The following is a 15584-nucleotide window of genomic DNA, read 5'->3' on the forward strand; positions in this document are numbered from 1 at the left end:
TGCCGTGTCGCAGACTGCCCTCATGTGGCCGTTCCTCTACTTCGCCGATGATCGACTGTCGACAGCGGAACTGACCGCCGCCCGATTGGACGGCGATCTGGTCGAGATCGGCGACGCGTTCATGCCCGCGGATGCCGTAGAGACCAGGGAGCTCCGTGCGGCATCGTTTCGATCCGTTGCGGGGCCACATCGAGCCGTCACGCATGTGAGTGCCGCCTGGGTGCACGGCGCGGTTCCCGAGCCGCCCCTCGTTCACAGCCTCCAACGGGCGGGGCGACGCCGCGCGACGTTCCCCGTCGACGCCCGCATCCGGTTCCGCGACGTCGCGCTCCCGGCTGAGGACGTCGCCCTGATCAGCGGTGTCGCCGTGACGACGCCCGTTCGGACGCTCGTCGACCTCGTCCGAGAATCGATCGCGGATGCGTCACCGGGGCACGTCGTCGACGCGATGACCGCCTGGCGACCAGACTTGGTCGAGGCGGCTCTCACGTGGCTCGGACGAGCAGGACCCGTCCACCACAAGCGCGCCGCTGTCGCGGAGTTCCGGCGCCGTCAGGAAGAGGTGACGCGGTAGACGTCGTAGACGGCGTCGATGCGCCGAACCGCATTCAGCACACGGTCGAGGTGGACGGTGTCCCCCATCTCGAAGACGTATCGGCTGAGAGCGAGTCGGTCGTTGGTCGTCTGGACGGATGCCGACAGGATGTTCACGTGGTGCTCACTGAGCACGCGCGTGATGTCGCTGAGCAGCCCCGAACGGTCGAGGGCCTCGACCTGGATGTGCACGAGGAAGACGCTCTTCGAGGTCGGTGCCCATGACACGTCGATGAGCCGGTCGGGCTGATCGCGGAGGGACCCCACGTTCGTGCAATCGTGCCGGTGCACCGACACACCGCTCCCGCGAGTGACGAATCCGACGATCTCGTCTCCGGGGACCGGAGTGCAGCATTTTGCGAGCTTCACGAGGATGTCGGGAGCGCCGCGGACGAGAACGCCCGAATCGCCACCGCGGGGGGCCTTCGAGCGGCCGACGGCAGGGAGGTCGATCGGCCCCGTGGAGGCCTCTTCCTCCTCGGAACGGACGAGAGCCGTGACCTTCTCGATGACGGACTGGGTCGAGACGTGCCCCTCGCCGACGGCAGCATAAAGGGCAGTCACGTCTTCGTAGCGCAGTTGCTGAGCGACCGCCGTGAACGAATCCTGGTTCATCAGACGCTGAAGGGGCAGGTTCTGTCGTCGCATCGCACGGGCGATGGCGTCCTTGCCCTGCTCGACGGCCTCGTCGCGACGTTCCTTCGTGAACCAACCGCGGATCTTGTTGCGCGCTCGAGTGCTCTTGACGAACGCCAGCCAGTCCTGGCTCGGCCCGGCATCCGGATTCTTCGAGGTGAACACCTCGACGACGTCACCGGAGTGAAGTTCTGATTCGAGCGGCACGAGCCTGCCATTGACCTTCGACCCCATCGTGCGGTGGCCGATCTCGGTGTGCACGGCGTAGGCGAAGTCGACCGGGGTCGCACCCGCCGGAAGCCCGACGACGCGTCCCTTCGGCGTGAAGACGTAGACCTCTTTCGCACCGATCTCGAACCGGAGGGAGTCGAGGAACTCACCGGGATCAGCGGTCTCGGCCTGCCAGTCGGAGATGTGCGCGAGCCAAGCCATGTCCTGGTCGATCGACTTCGAGTCGACCTTCCCGCCGGCGACCTGCTCCTTGTACTTCCAGTGCGCCGCCACGCCGTACTCGGCCTGCTGGTGCATCTCGTGGGTGCGGATCTGGATCTCGACGGTCCGGCCACCCGGGCCGATCACGGTCGTGTGGAGCGACTGGTAGAGGTTGAACTTCGGAGTCGCGATGTAGTCCTTGAACCGCCCCGGGATCGGGGTCCACCGCGCGTGTATCGCTCCCAGCACGGCGTAGCAGTCACGCACCGTTCCGACCATGATGCGGATGCCGATGAGGTCGTAGATGTCGTCGAACTCGCGCCCGCGGATGACCATCTTCTGATACACCGAGTACAGCTGCTTCGGCCGGCCCATGACGCGACCACGGATACGCAGATCGCGCAGATCCGACTCCACCGCATCGATGACGGTGTGCACGTACTGCTCGCGCTGCGGGGTGCGCTGCTTCACGAGCGAGTCGATCTCGGCGTAGAGCTTCGGATGCAGCACGGCGAAGGAAAGATCCTCGAGTTCGCTCTTCGCCATCTGGATGCCGAGGCGGTGCGCCAGCGGCGCGTAGATCTCGAGCGTCTCGCGGGCCTTCTTCGCCGCCTTCTCGGGCGGGACGAAGCCCCACGTGCGCGCGTTGTGCAGGCGGTCAGCCAGCTTGATGAGCAGCACGCGGATGTCTTTCGACATCGCGACGATCATCTTGCGGACGGTTTCGGCCTGCGCTGCGTCGCCGTACTTGACCTTGTCGAGTTTCGTGACGCCGTCGACCAGCATCGCGACCTCGTCACCGAAATCTGACGTCAGCTGGTCGAGCGAGTAGTCGGTGTCTTCGACCGTGTCGTGCAGCAGCGCCGCGGCGATCGCACGCGGACCGAGTCCGAGCTCCGCCAGGATCTGGGCGACAGCGAGCGGGTGGGTGATGTACGGCTCACCACTCTGCCGCTTCTGCGACGCATGCGCCTTCGCGGCGGTGCGATACGCACGCTCGACGATCGCGATGTCACCCTTGGGGTGGTGGATCCGCACCGTTCGCATGAGCTCTTCGAGAGCGTCGCGGGAGGGGGCGCGCGAGAAGATGCGCGGGACGAGCCGCCGGAGCGATTGACCGCCCGTCGCGGATCCCGTGGGGGTGACCGCTTCAGCCATGCGATCGCCTCCCCTCAGTGCACACGCGCGCGGAACTGGAGGTCAATCCTACGCCCGCGCGCATCCGGCTCAGACCGCGGTGACAGCGGCCGAACGGGACTCGACGACACGCGTGTCACGCGTCTTGAGGTCGCTTTCGTTCTCGCGCAGGAGCGAGTACAGCGGCGCAGCGACGAACAGGGTCGAGTATGCCGCCACGATCGTTCCCACGAAGATCGACAGCGAGATGTCGGTGAGTGTCTGGGCACCGAGCCAGAGGGCACCGATGAAGAGGATGGCGCCCGTCGGGAGAACGGCGACGACGGTGGTGTTGATCGACCGGACGAGGGTCTGGTTCACCGCGAGGTTCACCGACTCTCCGAAGGTCCGGCCGGATTTCTCCCCGTCCTCGAAGGTGTTCTCGCGGATCTTGTCGAACACGACCGTGGTGTCGTAGAGCGAGTAAGAAAGGATGGTCAGGAAGCCGATGACGGCTGCAGGCGAGATCTCGAAGCCGAACAGCGCGTACACGCCGACGGTCACGACGAGCACGTCGACGAGTCCGATCATCGCCGCGACGGACATCTTCCAGGTGCGGAAATAGAGCGCCAGGATGAGGAAAGTCAGGACCAGGAAGATCGCCAGACCCCACAGGGACTGACGGGTCACACTCTCTCCCCAGCTCGGACCGATGAACGACGAGCTCACGCTGTCGTCTTTTACGCCGTAGGCGTCGACGAGAGCGGCGGTGACGTCACGCGTCTCGATCTCCCCCAGCTGATCGGTCTGGATGCGGAGGCTGTCGTCGCCGACGGTCGTCACGCGGGTCGCGGCATCCGGGACCACCGACTGCACGGCCTGCGTGGCGAGAAGCTGGTCGGGCTTCGTGACGTCGTTGACGGTGAACTGCGAGCCGCCGGTGAACTCGATCGAGAACTGGACAGGACGGATGACGGGAACCAGAGCCGACGCGATCACCAGGATCGCGGCGATGAGGAACCACAGGCGACGGCGACCGACGAACGGGAAGGAGACCTTCCCGGTGTAGAGGTCGTTACCGAAATCACTCATGGAACGCATCAGTCGTTCCCCTCCCCTGCCGAGCGGGTATTGCCGCTCTGCTCCGCGAGCTTGCGCTCTGCGATGGTCTGTCGCCGGACGGCTTCATTGCGTGACCGCGCCGAGCGCTTGTCGGCCTGCGACGTGCCGCCTGCGGCGACGGGTGCGCGGAACTGCGCACGACCGCGGTAGACGGCACCGAGCGCCGTCGGGTCGAGACCCGAGAGCGGATGCCCCCCGCCGAAGAACGAGGTCCGTGCGAGCAACTGCATGACGGGGTGCGTGAACAACACGAAGATCAGCACGTCGATGACCGTGGTGAGACCCAGCGTGAACGCGAAGCCCTTCACCGTCGAGTCGGCGAGGATATACAGGACGACGGCCGCGAGGATGTTGATCGACTTAGAGATGTAGATCGTGCGCTTGGCCCGATCCCAGCCGTCCTCGACGGCTCCCGTGATCGACTTGCCGTCACGGAGTTCGTCTCTGATGCGCTCGAAGTAAACGATGAAGGAGTCGGCAGTGAAGCCGATCGTCACGATGAGGCCGGCCACACCCGCGAGCGAGAGTCGGAACCCCATCCGCCACGCGAGGATGCAGAGGGTGATGTAGGTCAGGACGCCCATGACTGCGAGCGAAGCAATGATGACCGAGCCGAGGGCCCGATAGACCGTCAGCGAATAGATCGCCACCAGGGCGAGACCGATGAGTCCGGCCACGAGACCGATGAGCAACTGCTGCGATCCTAGCGTCGCCGAGATCGAGTTGCTGCTCTGGACCTCGAAGCTCAGCGGAAGAGCTCCGTACTTGAGCTGGTCGGCGAGCGTCTTCGACGTCTCCTGGTCGAAGTTGCCGGTGATCTGCGGCTTGCCGTCCGTGATCACGGCGTTCATCGAGGGAGCGGAGATGACCTCGCCGTCGAGGACGAAGGCGAACTGGTTCTGCGGCGACTGCAGGTTGAACAGTCGCTGGCTGATGTCGCCGAAGGTCTTGGTACCGGCACCGTTGAAGACGATGTTCACGGCCCACTGGCCGTTCTGCGAGTTCAGACCGTTCGTCGCGTCGGAGATCGCGGAGCCGGTGAGCTCGACGGGCCCGAGGAGGTACTTGGCCGACCCATCCGTGTCACAGGTGATAAGCGGCTGGTCCGCGGGCTCCTGAGCCGGATCGTTCGCGGGCTTCGCGCAGTCGTAGGCGAGGAACTTGGCCTGTACCTCTTCCGTCGCCCACGACAGGTCGCTGCCGTTGGTCGGCGCCGGAGTCGGAGTCGCGTTGAGCGACGGACCAGGCGTCGGGTACGGGGTCTGCTTGCCGTCGTCACCGACGAACGTGTTGCTGGGAGCCGCCGTGTAGAGGACGGCCCGCAACTGCATCTGCGCCGAACGGCCGATGCGGTCGCGCGTCTCCTCGTCGGCGATGCCCGGGAGCTGCACCACGATCTGGTTGCCCGCCTGCGTGGTGATGTCGGTCTCGCCGACACCCGAGGCATCCACGCGCTGCCGGATGATCGACACGGCCTGCTGCATCTGGTCCGCGGTGGGCTGAGCGCCCTCCCGCGTCTGCGCCTGCAGGATGATCTGCGTGCCGCCCTGGAGGTCGAGCGCCAGCTCGGGAACCCACGAGCTCTTCTCGAAGAGGATCACACCCGCAGCATTCACCCCGAAGAGCACAGCCGTCAGGGCGAGAAGTCCGATGAGTGCGCGCCAGGCGCGGCGGACGGGAGTGGATGAAGCCACGGAGGGAACTTTCTTCAGGGACCGCCGAAGCGGAAGAGATCAGGCCTTGGGCTTGTCGTCCGCGTCGGGCGCGGCCTCGGCGGGGCGCGAGTCGAGGATCGTCTCGTCGCGGGTCACGATGACGTCATCACCGGCGACCTGCTCGTCCTCGTCGACGACGGGCTCCTCATCCTCGACGATGCGAAGGATCGCCTGGCTGTGCACCTCGACGACCATGCCCGGGGCGAGCTCGACGTGAGCGGCCTTGGAGAGGTCGGTCGGGTCGTACTCGACGATCGTCCCGTAGAGGCCGCCCTGGAGAAGCACCTTCACACCCGGAACCATCTGCTGAGCCTTCTGCTCCTGCTGCTCCTTCATCTTCTTGGTCCGACGACGCGAGCTGACGAACATGAAGACCAGCAGAGCCGCCAGCAGGATCAGGAGACCGTAGTCCGTGAAGAAGTTTCCTCCGGTGGCCTGCTGGGCGTTCTGCTGGGAGAGAAGCAACATGGAGGAGGGTCCGCCTTTCGGGAGGGCACACCGCAGCGATGCGGCGAAGAGGGTGGGAGGCCGGAGCCTTCAAGGATTATAGGTCATCGAGGGTGAGCGCCCCGTCGTGCCGGGGGATCCCCAGGTGGGCGTATGCCTCGGGCGTCGCAACCCGGCCTCGGGGCGTTCGGCCCATGAACCCGATCCGCACGAGGTACGGCTCGACGACGGACTCGATCGTGTCCGCCTCTTCGCCCACGGTCACCGCCAGCGTGTTGAGACCGACGGGACCACCGCGGAAGCGCCGGACGACGGCATCCAACACGGCACGGTCCAGTCGGTCGAGGCCGAGATCGTCGACGTCGTAGAGCTCGAGAGCGGCGGACACATCACTCGTGGACGCCTGGGTCGACGACCCGCCGTGCACGATGACGTAGTCGCGCACCCGTCGCAGCAACCTGTTCGCGATGCGGGGTGTTCCCCGCGACCGCCGTGCGATCTCGGCACGGGATGCCGCCGGCACATCCACGTCGAGCATCACCGCCGAGCGGGCGATGACCTGCTCGAGTTCGCTCGGCTCGTAGTACTCGAGGTGTGCCGTGAATCCGAACCGGTCACGGAGCGGGTTGGGGAGCAGGCCCGACCGGGTCGTGGCGCCGACGAGGGTGAACGGGGCGAGGTCGAGCGGGATGCTGGTGGCCCCCGCGCCCTTGCCGACCATGATGTCGATCCGGAAGTCCTCCATCGCGAGATAGAGCATTTCCTCGGCCGAGCGCGCCATGCGGTGGATCTCGTCGATGAAAAGGACTTCACCCGGCACGAGGCTCGACAAGAGCGCGGCGAGGTCACCGGCGTGCTGGATCGCGGGGCCGCTCGACATCCGCAGCGGCCGCTCGCTCTCGTGCGCGACGATCATCGCGAGGGTCGTCTTGCCGAGTCCGGGCGGACCGGAGAGGAGGATGTGGTCGGCAGGACGCTGTTGGATGCGGGCGGCATCCAACAGCAGCTGCAGCTGCGCGCGGACCTTCATCTGCCCGATGAACTCCGCGAGCGAGCCGGGACGCAGGGCACCCTCGACCGCGAGTTCGGTCTCGTCCTCGGGCAGGCGCTGGTCGCGGGCGTCAGACACCGGTGCGCTCCGCGCGGGACGGGCCGAGCTGGGCGAGGGCGAGCTTGAGGAGAGCCGGCACCGTGGCGCCCGCGGGAGCATCGGCGAGCACCGTCTCGGCGGTGTCGACCGCGACGCGCTCGCTCCACCCGAGGGCGACGAGTGCGGCGGCGACCTGAGCGCCCAGCCCCTGCGGGAGGGGTGCGCCCGAGGCCGCGCGCGTCGGAGCAATGAGCTTGCCGGCCAACTGAACGACGATGAGCTTCGCCGTTTTCGGGCCGATGCCCGACACGCGACGGAACGGAGCATCGTCCTCGTCGGCGACCGCCGTCGCGATCTGGTCGACGGAGAGAGCAGACAGCACGCCGAGCGCGGACTTCGGGCCGACCCCGGAGACGCTCAGGAGCTGCCCGAAAACATCGAGCTCGGAGCGCTCCTCGAAGCCGAACAGCGACATCGCATCCTCGCGGACGATCATCGCCGTGTGGACGAAGACCTCGTCGCCGAGGTGCAGCTGCCTCGCGTGCTGCGCGGTGACGGCGACCGCGTAGCCGACACCGTGCACGTCGATGACGACGGAATCGGGCTCGAGGTGCAGCACGCGCCCGCGGAGGGAGGAGATCATGCGATGAGCCTACGGGAGCGTTCGGAGGTATGTTCGAGCGACACGCATCAGCGTCGCGCCGCCTTCTCGGCGTCCGCCCATGCGCGCTGAGCGGGCGTCAGCGCACCGCCTGTCGCCACCGCAGAACCCCGCCGCCACGCGTGGCAGAGCGCGATAGCGAGAGCGTCCGCCGCATCTGCGGGTTGCGGCAGCGCGTCGAGTCGGAGAACGCGCGCCACCATGGTCTGCACTTGGAGCTTCTCGGCGTTGCCGTACCCGGTGATGGCCGCCTTGACTTCCGACGGGGTGTGCGTCGCGGCGGGCAGCCCGTGCTCCGCCGCCAGGAGAAGCGCGATGCCGCTCGCCTGCGCGGTGCCCATGACCGTGCTGCGGTTCTGCTGCGCGAACACCCGCTCGACGGCCACCACATGCGGGTCGTGCTCGGCGAGAACGAGCCGGATGCCGGCTGCGATTGCAGCGAGCCGCTGCTCGATCGGCGCGTCAGGGGACGATCGGACGACCCCCACATGCACGAGCGACGCGGAGCGATCGGCTCGCACATCGACGACGCCGACACCGCACCGGGTCAGGCCGGGGTCGATGCCGAGAACGCGAAGAGCGGATGCCACTCCCCCACGCTAGGCGGGGGTTGCGGCATCCGCTCGTCGGCGCGCCCGGTGGGGCTTACTCGTCCTGCTCGAGTTCGGCCTGCACGTCCGCGGTCAGGTCGAAGTTGGCGTAGACGTTCTGCACGTCCTCACTGTCCTCGAGCGCGTCGATGAGGCGGAAGATCTTGCGCGCCGTGTCGGCGTCGATCTCGACCTTGAGGTTGGGGACGAACTCGACGTCGGCGGACTCGTACTCGATGCCTGCGTCGGTGAGTGCGGAGCGAACCGAGACGAGATCGGATGCCTCGGTCACGACCTCGAAGCCCTCGGAGTGAGGTTCGATCTCCTCGGCACCGGCCTCGAGGGCCGCGAGCATGACGTCATCCTCGGTCGTGCCCTCGCTGGAGACGACGATGACGCCCTTACGCGCGAAGTTGTAGGCGACCGAGCCCGGGTCGGCGAGGGTGCCGCCGTTACGGGTGAGGGCGGTCCGGACCTCCGCGGCGGCACGGTTCTTGTTGTCCGTCAGACACTCGACCATGAGCGCCACACCGTTCGGGCCGTACGCCTCGTACATGATCGAGGTGTACTCGACCGACTCGCCGCCGATGCCCGCACCGCGCTTGATCGCGCGGTCGATGTTGTCCTTCGGGACCGACGTCTTCTTGGCCTTCAGGACGGCGTCGAACAGCGTCGGGTTGCCCTGCAGGTCGGCACCGCCGAGCTTGGCCGCGACCTCGATGTTCTTGATGAGCTTCGCCCACGACTTCGCGCGACGCGAGTCGATGATGGCCTTCTTGTGCTTGGTGGTTGCCCACTTGGAATGTCCGCTCACGGGACTCCTCTCGGAAAAAGCGCAGGGTCCAGTCTAGGACCGCGGCCACGCCCCTCCGCTACGCGTCGCCGACGCTCGCGAGCAGGAGGGCGTGGAAGCGGGTCTCGTCGTCGAGTTCGGGATGGAACGACAGACCGATCAGCCGACCCTGCCGAACTCCCACCACCGTGCCGTCGGGCAGTCGGGCGATCACTTCTGCTGACGGTCCCACATCATCGACGACAGGCGCCCGGATGAAGGTGGCCCGAACGGGCGGCTCCCCCACGGCGGGTACGTCGAGTTCGGTCTCGAACGATTCGGTCTGCCCGCCGAACGCGTTCCGCCGTACCGTCACGTCGAGTCCGCCGAACGTCTGCTGACCGGCGATGCCGTCGACAAGGCGATCCGCGAGCAGGATGAGGCCGGCACAGGTGCCGAGCACCGGCATCCCCTCGGCGATCGCAGCCTGCAGGGGCTCACGCATGTCGAACGCACGCGCGAGTTTGTCGATGACGCTCGACTCACCGCCGGGGAGGACGAGTCCCGAGACGGCGGCGAGGTCCTCGGGTCGTCGCACCGGACGGACATCGGCGCCGAGGTCCGTGAGCACGCGCGCGTGCTCACGGACGTCACCCTGGAGGGCGAGGACGCCGATCTGCGGCCTCGTCACCAGCCCCGCTCGGCGAGGCGGTGAGGAGCGGCGAGGTCGGACACGTTGATCCCGACCATTGCCTCACCGAGACCGCGCGACACATCCGCGACGACCTTCGGGTCGTCGAAGAACGTGGTCGCCTTCACGATCGCGGCCGCGCGCTCGGCGGGGTTGCCGCTCTTGAAGATTCCCGACCCGACGAACACGCCATCGGCACCGAGCTGCATCATCATGGCCGCGTCGGCGGGAGTGGCGACGCCACCGGCCACGAAGAGGACCACGGGGAGGACACCCGTCTCGGCGACCTCGGCGACGAGGTCGTACGGCGCCTGCAGCTCCTTGGCGGCGACGTAGAGCTGGTCCTTCGAGAGCGCGGACAGCGCGGCGATCTCGCCGCGGATCTTGCGGATGTGCTTCATCGCCTCCGAGACGTCGCCCGTACCGGCCTCGCCCTTGGAGCGGATCATCGCCGCACCCTCAGTGATGCGACGGAGGGCCTCACCGAGGTTCGTTGCGCCGCAGACGAAGGGGACGGTGTAGCCCCACTTGTCGATGTGGTTCACGTAATCGGCGGGCGAGAGGACCTCGGACTCGTCGATGTAGTCGACGCCGAGCTCCTGGAGGATCTGCGCCTCGACGAAATGCCCGATGCGCGCCTTCGCCATCACAGGGATGGACACGGAGGCGATGATGTCGTCGATCAGGTCGGGGTCGCTCATGCGCGCGACCCCGCCCTGCGCACGGATGTCGGCAGGGACGCGCTCGAGCGCCATGACGGCGACGGCTCCCGCGTCCTCGGCGATCTTGGCCTGGTCGGCGGTGACGACGTCCATGATGACGCCGCCCTTGAGCATCTCGGCGAGGCCCCGCTTGACGCGGGCGGATCCGGTTGTGTTCGTTGGCATAGGCCAAAAGTTAGCATGACACGGACATAGACTCGTCGGCATGACGAACGATGTTCTGGCGATCAGCGGCGACACCGCCGCGGAAATCGCGGACAGCATCCGTTCGCTCATCGACCGCGGCGATCTCGCCCCGGGGGCAGCGCTCCCCCCGGTGCGAACGCTGGCTGACACGGTCGGTGTCAACCGCAACACGGTCGTCGCGGCCTACCGACAGCTCGCCGCTGCCGGCGCCGTCGAGACGGCAGGTCGCGCCGGCACGCGCGTCGCACCCCGCTCGGACCCGGCTCAAGAGGGTTTCGCCGCCGACACGGTCCTCCGCGACATCGCCACCGGCAACCCCGACCCCGCTCTCATCCCTGATCCGTCGCACGCACTCTCTAGCCTCGCGGGGCGCCCCGTGCTCTACGGGGAGCCGACGATCGACCCCGACCTCGAGGCATGGGCAGCCACCTGGATCGAGAACGATCTACCCGGGCGGAGCGACCTCCGCCTCACGATCACCGGCGGGGCTGTCGATGCACTCGAGCGCCTCTTCGCCGACGCCCTTACCCGCGACGACGCCGTCGGCCTCGAGGATCCCTGCTTCCTTTCCGCCCTCCGGACCGTCAGGATCGGCGGCTACCGCCCCGTTCCCATCGCGGTCGACGAACACGGGATGACCGTGGCCGGCGTGCAGGCCGCACTCGACGCGGGCGTGCGCGCGATCGTCTGCACGCCACGCGCGCAGAACCCGACCGGTGCGAGCCTGACCGCGGAACGGGCGGCGGAGCTCCGTGACGTGCTGGCGCGGCATCCGTACGTCCTCGTCATCGAGGACGACCACTTCTCGATGCTCTCTCGGGAGCCGTACCACTCGATCATCGGGCCGGATCACCGACGTTGGGCTCTGATCCGCTCGGTTTCGAAGTTCCTGGGGCCGGACATGTGCCTCGCGGTGACCGCGAGCGACCGGGAGACCGCCGAGCGTCTCGCGCGTCGACTGAGCCCGGGTTCCACGTGGGTGAGCCACCTGCTGCAGCGACTCGTGCTCGCGCTCGTCGCGGACTCCGCGGTGGTGGCGGACGTCGAGCGCGCTGCTCGCCACTACCGGTCACGGAATGAGGCTTTCGCAGCGGCGTTGACCGCGCAGGGCATCCCGACCATCGCCGTCGACGGCCTGAGCCTGTGGGTTCGTGTGCCCGCTCCTGCGCGCGCCGTCGCCGAGCAACTCATGCGTCGCGGCTGGCTCGCACGGCCGGGCGACGAGTTCGTCCTCGCCGACGACGATGCCTCCCGCCGCCTGCGCATGACCGTCCATGATCTGTCCGACACCGACATCTTGCGGCTCGCCGCCGATGTCGCCGCCTCGGCGCGAGCAGTCGCGCCCTCACCGGAAGCGAGCACCGCCCCGTGAAGATCCTCTCCATCCAGTCCGCCGTCGCCTATGGGCACGTCGGGAATTCCGCTGCCGTCTTCCCGCTTCAGCGCATCGGCGTCGAGGTCTACCCGGTCTACACGGTGAACTTCTCGAACCACACGGGCTACGGCGCGTGGCGCGGCCCGCTCATCAGCCCGCAGGACGTTGCCGACGTCATCACGGGAATCGAGGAGCGCGGCGCGTTCGGCGAGATCGACGCCGTCCTCTCGGGCTATCAGGGCGGCGAGGGCATCGGCGATGTCATCCTCGACGCTGTCTCCCGCGTGAAAGCCGCCAACCCCTCGGCGATCTACGCCTGCGACCCGGTCATGGGAAACGCGAAGAGCGGATGCTTCGTCGCCCCCGCCATCCCGATCCTCCTGCGCGAGCGCGTGGTTCCCGCCGCAGACCTGATCACCCCGAACCAGTTCGAGCTGGGTTTCCTCACGGGCACCGAGCCGACCGATCTGCAGTCGACGCTCGACTCGGTGGATGCCGCCCGGTCGACGGGCCCGTCGACCGTCCTGGTCACGAGCGTCGAGCGTCCGGATCGCCCCGAGGGAACCATCGAGATGCTGGCCGTCACCGACGGCGGCGCGTGGATCGTGCAGACCCCGCACATCCCGATGAAGGCGAACGGATCCGGTGATGTGACGGCCGCCCTGTTCACGGCCCACTTCCGCGACAGCGGCGATGCCGCAGAAGCACTCGCGAAGACGACCTCGAGCGTCTTCGATCTTCTGCAGAACACCTACGACGCAGGCACCCGGGAGCTGCAGCTCATCGAGTCGCAAGAGGCGTACGCCCACCCGCGGATGCAGTTCGAGGTCACGCAGGTCCGCTGATCCGCCGCAGGAGGGCTGGTCCGTCAGAGGACGGGCCAGCCCTCCTGCACGGCCGTGCGCACGTCACCGAGAAGCTGAGGCAGCGCCTTCGTCTTCGCGATGATCGGAAAGAAGTTCGCGTCGGTCGCCCAACGGGGAACGACATGCTGGTGCAGGTGCTCGGCGACGCCGGCTCCCGCGACGGCACCCTGGTTCATCCCCAGGTTGAAGCCATCGCAGTTCGCGACCCGGCGGAGGACCCGCATCGCCACCTGCGTAAGGGCACCGATCTCGGCGACCTCTTCGGGGGTCGCCTCGTCGTACGTGCCGAAGTGGCGGTACGGGCACACCAGGAGGTGACCGGAGTTGTACGGGAACAGGTTCAGCAGCACGTAGGCCGTCTCGCCGCGTGCGACGATCAGGCCGTCCTCATCGGACTTGTCGGGCGCGGCGCAGAACGGGCAGTCGTGCTTCAACGGCTCGGGACCTGCCTGGATGTACGCCATCCGGTGAGGGGTCCAGAGACGCTGGAACTCGTCCGGGACACCGGCGAGCTCGCCGGCATCCTCCACGCGCGGAGCGCCCCCCGTCATGCCAGGTCCGCTGCGGTGTTGACCAGGAGCCGGTCGGCGATCGCCGAGACGATCTTGTCGATGGCGTCATCGACAGGGATGCCGTTGGTCTGCGAGCCGTCACGGAACCGGAACGACACCGTGCCGCCGGAGCGGTCCTGCTCCCCCGCGATCAGCTGCACGGGAACCTTCTGCGTGGTGTGCGTGCGGATCTTCTTCTGCATGCGGTCGTCGGAGTGGTCGACCTCGGCCCGCACGCCCTTCGCGCGGAGCCGCGCGACGATGTCCGCGAGGTAGTCGCCGTACTGCTCGGCGACGGGGATGCCGACGACCTGCACGGGCGAGAGCCACACCGGGAACGCGCCCGCATAGTGCTCGAGCAGGATCGCGAAGAAGCGCTCGATCGAACCGAACAACGCGCGGTGGATCATGATGGGCCGGTGCTTCTCGCCGTCGGGTCCGGTGTACTCGAGTCCGAAACGCTCCGGAAGGTTCGGGTCGACCTGCACGGTGGACAGCTGCCAGGTGCGGCCGATCGCATCCTTCGTCTTCAGGTCGATCTTCGGACCGTAGAACGCCGCCTCACCGGGAACCTCGGTCAGTTTGAGCCCACTGGCCAGGGCGACGTTGCGGAGCGCGTCGGTCGAGTACTGCCAGAACTCGTCGCTGCCGATCCACTTCTCCTTCTCGTCGTCGCGCATCGAGAGCTCGAGTTCGAAGTCCTCGAGTCCGAAGTCGCGGAGCATGGAGATCACGAACTCGAGAACGCGAGTCGCCTCGGTTTCGAGCTGCTCCGGGGTGACGAACAAGTGGGAGTCATCTTGAGTGAAACCGCGCACGCGGGTGAGCCCGTGCAGCGCTCCGGAGAGCTCGTTGCGGTAGACGGTGCCGTTCTCGGCGAAACGCAGCGGCAGGTCACGGTAGCTGCGCGCACGCTCCTTGTAGATCAGGATGTGCATCGGGCAGTTCATGGGCTTCAGGTAGTAGTCCTGGCCCTGCTTCGTGATGTTGCCATCCGCATCCCGCTCCTCGTCCATGACAATGGGCGGGAACATTCCGTCCTTGTAGGTCACGAGGTGGTTCGACGTGAGGAACAGGTCCTCCTTCGAGATGTGCGGCGTGTACACGTAGGTGTAACCGCCCTCGATGTGTCGACGGCGCGCGTGCTGCTCCATCTCGCCGCGGACGATGCCGCCGCGCGGGTGCCAGACGCTCAGGCCCGAGCCGATCTCCTCCGGGAACGAGAAGAGGTCCAGTTCCTTGCCGAGCTTGCGGTGGTCGCGCTTGGCAGCTTCTTCGAGGCGGTGCTGGTACGCCCGCAGCTCGTCCTTGGATGGCCAGGCGGTGCCGTAGATGCGCTGCAGCTGGGGGTTCTTCTCGCTGCCGCGCCAGTACGCGCCGGCCATGCGGGTGAGGTCCCAGCCGTTGCCGACCATTCGGGTGTTCGGTACGTGGGGTCCGCGGCAGAGGTCCTTCCACGCGGTCTCCCCGTCGCGGGTGACGTTGTCGTAGATGGTCAACTCGCCGGCGCCGACCTCGACCGACGCGCCCTCGGCGGCCTCTTTCGTGCCGCCTTTCAGACCGATGAGTTCGAGCTTGAACGGCTCGTCGGCGAGTTCGGCGCGCGCCTCGTCGTCCGTGACGACACGGCGGACGAACCGCTGGCCTTCGCGGACGATCCGCTCCATCTCCTTCTTGATCGCCTTCAGGTCCTCCGGGGTGAAGGGCTCCTCGACGCCGAAGTCGTAGTAGAAGCCGTCGGTGACGGGAGGGCCGATGCCGAGGTTGGCCTGCGGGCGGATGCGTTGCACCGCCTGGGCGAGGATGTGGGCGGTCGAATGCCGCAGGATGTTCAGTCCGTCGGGGCTCGACACGGTCACGGGCTCGACGCCGTCGACGGTGCCGACCACCGTCGCGAGGTCCTTCAACTCACCGTCGATACGGAGGGCGATGACAGAGCGGTCAGGGAACAGGGCGAAACCATCGGCGGGAAGTTCGACGTCCGCCGGGGCGATCAGATCAGACAAGGGAGGATCTCC

General features: G+C 67.3%; 15 protein-coding genes. 3 read left to right on the top strand and 12 right to left on the bottom strand.

Translation table 11 applies throughout. The features are described 5' to 3' along the window. Positions 1 to 4: 4 nt before the first annotated feature. Positions 5 to 574: a type IV toxin-antitoxin system AbiEi family antitoxin gene (locus MO1_RS03805; protein WP_255209214.1), complete on the top strand. Its 570-nt coding sequence runs from the start codon at positions 5 to 7 to the stop codon at positions 572 to 574. On the opposite strand, the gene MO1_RS03810 is transcribed toward MO1_RS03805, so the two are convergent. From MO1_RS03810 to pdxS, 10 genes are all read right to left on the bottom strand, one after another. After that, positions 553 to 2820 (bottom strand): RelA/SpoT family protein, encoded by a 2268-nt coding sequence (locus tag MO1_RS03810; protein ID WP_060915250.1) that lies wholly within the window; start codon positions 2818 to 2820, stop codon positions 553 to 555. The two genes, MO1_RS03805 and MO1_RS03810, sit on opposite strands and share 22 nt — an antisense overlap. 69 nt (positions 2821 to 2889) lie before the next feature. Beyond that, on the bottom strand, positions 2890 to 3879 hold the full coding sequence (gene secF, locus MO1_RS03815) for a protein translocase subunit SecF (RefSeq protein ID WP_036308931.1): 990 nt from the start codon (positions 3877 to 3879) through the stop codon (positions 2890 to 2892). Further along, positions 3879 to 5594, bottom strand: a complete 1716-nt coding sequence (gene secD / locus MO1_RS03820; protein ID WP_036308930.1) for a protein translocase subunit SecD — start codon at positions 5592 to 5594, stop codon at positions 3879 to 3881. The genes secF and secD overlap by 1 nt, the downstream gene beginning before the upstream one ends. A 39-nt stretch (positions 5595 to 5633) precedes the next feature. After that, positions 5634 to 6083: a preprotein translocase subunit YajC gene (locus MO1_RS03825; protein ID WP_060915251.1), complete on the bottom strand. Its 450-nt coding sequence runs from the start codon at positions 6081 to 6083 to the stop codon at positions 5634 to 5636. A gap of 76 nt (positions 6084 to 6159) precedes the next feature. After that, positions 6160 to 7191, bottom strand: a complete 1032-nt coding sequence (gene ruvB / locus MO1_RS03830) for a Holliday junction branch migration DNA helicase RuvB (RefSeq protein WP_036308922.1) — start codon at positions 7189 to 7191, stop codon at positions 6160 to 6162. After that, the gene (ruvA, locus tag MO1_RS03835; protein WP_060915252.1) at positions 7184 to 7795 is read right to left on the bottom strand and encodes a Holliday junction branch migration protein RuvA; all 612 of its coding nucleotides are present in this window, start codon (positions 7793 to 7795) and stop codon (positions 7184 to 7186) included. The genes ruvB and ruvA overlap by 8 nt, the downstream gene beginning before the upstream one ends. Before the next feature lie 47 nt (positions 7796 to 7842). Further along, positions 7843 to 8403, bottom strand: a complete 561-nt coding sequence (gene ruvC / locus MO1_RS03840; RefSeq protein WP_036308919.1) for a crossover junction endodeoxyribonuclease RuvC — start codon at positions 8401 to 8403, stop codon at positions 7843 to 7845. Between the two features lie 55 nt (positions 8404 to 8458). After that, the gene (locus tag MO1_RS03845; protein ID WP_036308918.1) at positions 8459 to 9217 is read right to left on the bottom strand and encodes a YebC/PmpR family DNA-binding transcriptional regulator; all 759 of its coding nucleotides are present in this window, start codon (positions 9215 to 9217) and stop codon (positions 8459 to 8461) included. A 58-nt stretch (positions 9218 to 9275) separates the two neighbouring features. Continuing rightward, positions 9276 to 9866 (bottom strand): pyridoxal 5'-phosphate synthase glutaminase subunit PdxT, encoded by a 591-nt coding sequence (pdxT, locus tag MO1_RS03850; RefSeq protein ID WP_036308916.1) that lies wholly within the window; start codon positions 9864 to 9866, stop codon positions 9276 to 9278. Further along, a complete protein-coding gene (gene pdxS / locus MO1_RS03855) occupies positions 9863 to 10753 on the bottom strand; it encodes a pyridoxal 5'-phosphate synthase lyase subunit PdxS (RefSeq protein ID WP_036308915.1) in 891 nt (296 codons plus the stop codon). The genes pdxT and pdxS overlap by 4 nt, the downstream gene beginning before the upstream one ends. A 40-nt stretch (positions 10754 to 10793) precedes the next feature. Between pdxS and MO1_RS03860 the strand changes: the two genes are divergently transcribed. Together MO1_RS03860 and pdxY are read left to right on the top strand one after the other, a co-directional pair. Beyond that, on the top strand, positions 10794 to 12146 hold the full coding sequence (locus MO1_RS03860) for an aminotransferase class I/II-fold pyridoxal phosphate-dependent enzyme (RefSeq protein WP_036308913.1): 1353 nt from the start codon (positions 10794 to 10796) through the stop codon (positions 12144 to 12146). After that, positions 12143 to 12994, top strand: a complete 852-nt coding sequence (gene pdxY, locus MO1_RS03865) for a pyridoxal kinase PdxY (protein WP_036308911.1) — start codon at positions 12143 to 12145, stop codon at positions 12992 to 12994. The genes MO1_RS03860 and pdxY overlap by 4 nt, the downstream gene beginning before the upstream one ends. A 23-nt stretch (positions 12995 to 13017) precedes the next feature. On the opposite strand, the gene MO1_RS03870 is transcribed toward pdxY, so the two are convergent. Both MO1_RS03870 and thrS read right to left on the bottom strand, forming a co-directional pair. Then, entirely contained in the window at positions 13018 to 13566 is a 549-nt protein-coding gene (locus tag MO1_RS03870) for an HIT family protein (RefSeq protein WP_036308909.1), read from the bottom strand. Then, complete coding sequence (thrS, locus tag MO1_RS03875) at positions 13563 to 15572, bottom strand: threonine--tRNA ligase (protein ID WP_060915253.1); 2010 nt, start codon at positions 15570 to 15572, stop codon at positions 13563 to 13565. Before thrS ends, MO1_RS03870 begins: the two co-directional genes overlap by 4 nt. Positions 15573 to 15584: the final 12 nt, after the last annotated feature.

It is taken from the genome of Microbacterium oleivorans NBRC 103075 (assembly GCF_001552475.1).
Classification (GTDB): Bacteria; Actinomycetota; Actinomycetes; order Actinomycetales; family Microbacteriaceae; genus Microbacterium; species Microbacterium oleivorans.

Excerpts from the sequence above, each read along its gene's own strand:
- ruvA (WP_060915252.1), bottom strand. The coding sequence starts at position 7,795 with ATGATCTCCTCCCTCCGCGGGCGCGTGCTGCACCTCGAGCCCGATTCC.
- pdxS (WP_036308915.1), bottom strand. The coding sequence starts at position 10,753 with ATGCCAACGAACACAACCGGATCCGCCCGCGTCAAGCGGGGCCTCGCC.
- MO1_RS03810 (WP_060915250.1), bottom strand. The coding sequence starts at position 2,820 with ATGGCTGAAGCGGTCACCCCCACGGGATCCGCGACGGGCGGTCAATCG.
- secF (WP_036308931.1), bottom strand. The coding sequence starts at position 3,879 with ATGCGTTCCATGAGTGATTTCGGTAACGACCTCTACACCGGGAAGGTC.
- MO1_RS03825 (WP_060915251.1), bottom strand. The coding sequence starts at position 6,083 with ATGTTGCTTCTCTCCCAGCAGAACGCCCAGCAGGCCACCGGAGGAAAC.
- MO1_RS03870 (WP_036308909.1), bottom strand. The coding sequence starts at position 13,566 with ATGACGGGGGGCGCTCCGCGCGTGGAGGATGCCGGCGAGCTCGCCGGT.
- MO1_RS03860 (WP_036308913.1), top strand. The coding sequence starts at position 10,794 with ATGACGAACGATGTTCTGGCGATCAGCGGCGACACCGCCGCGGAAATC.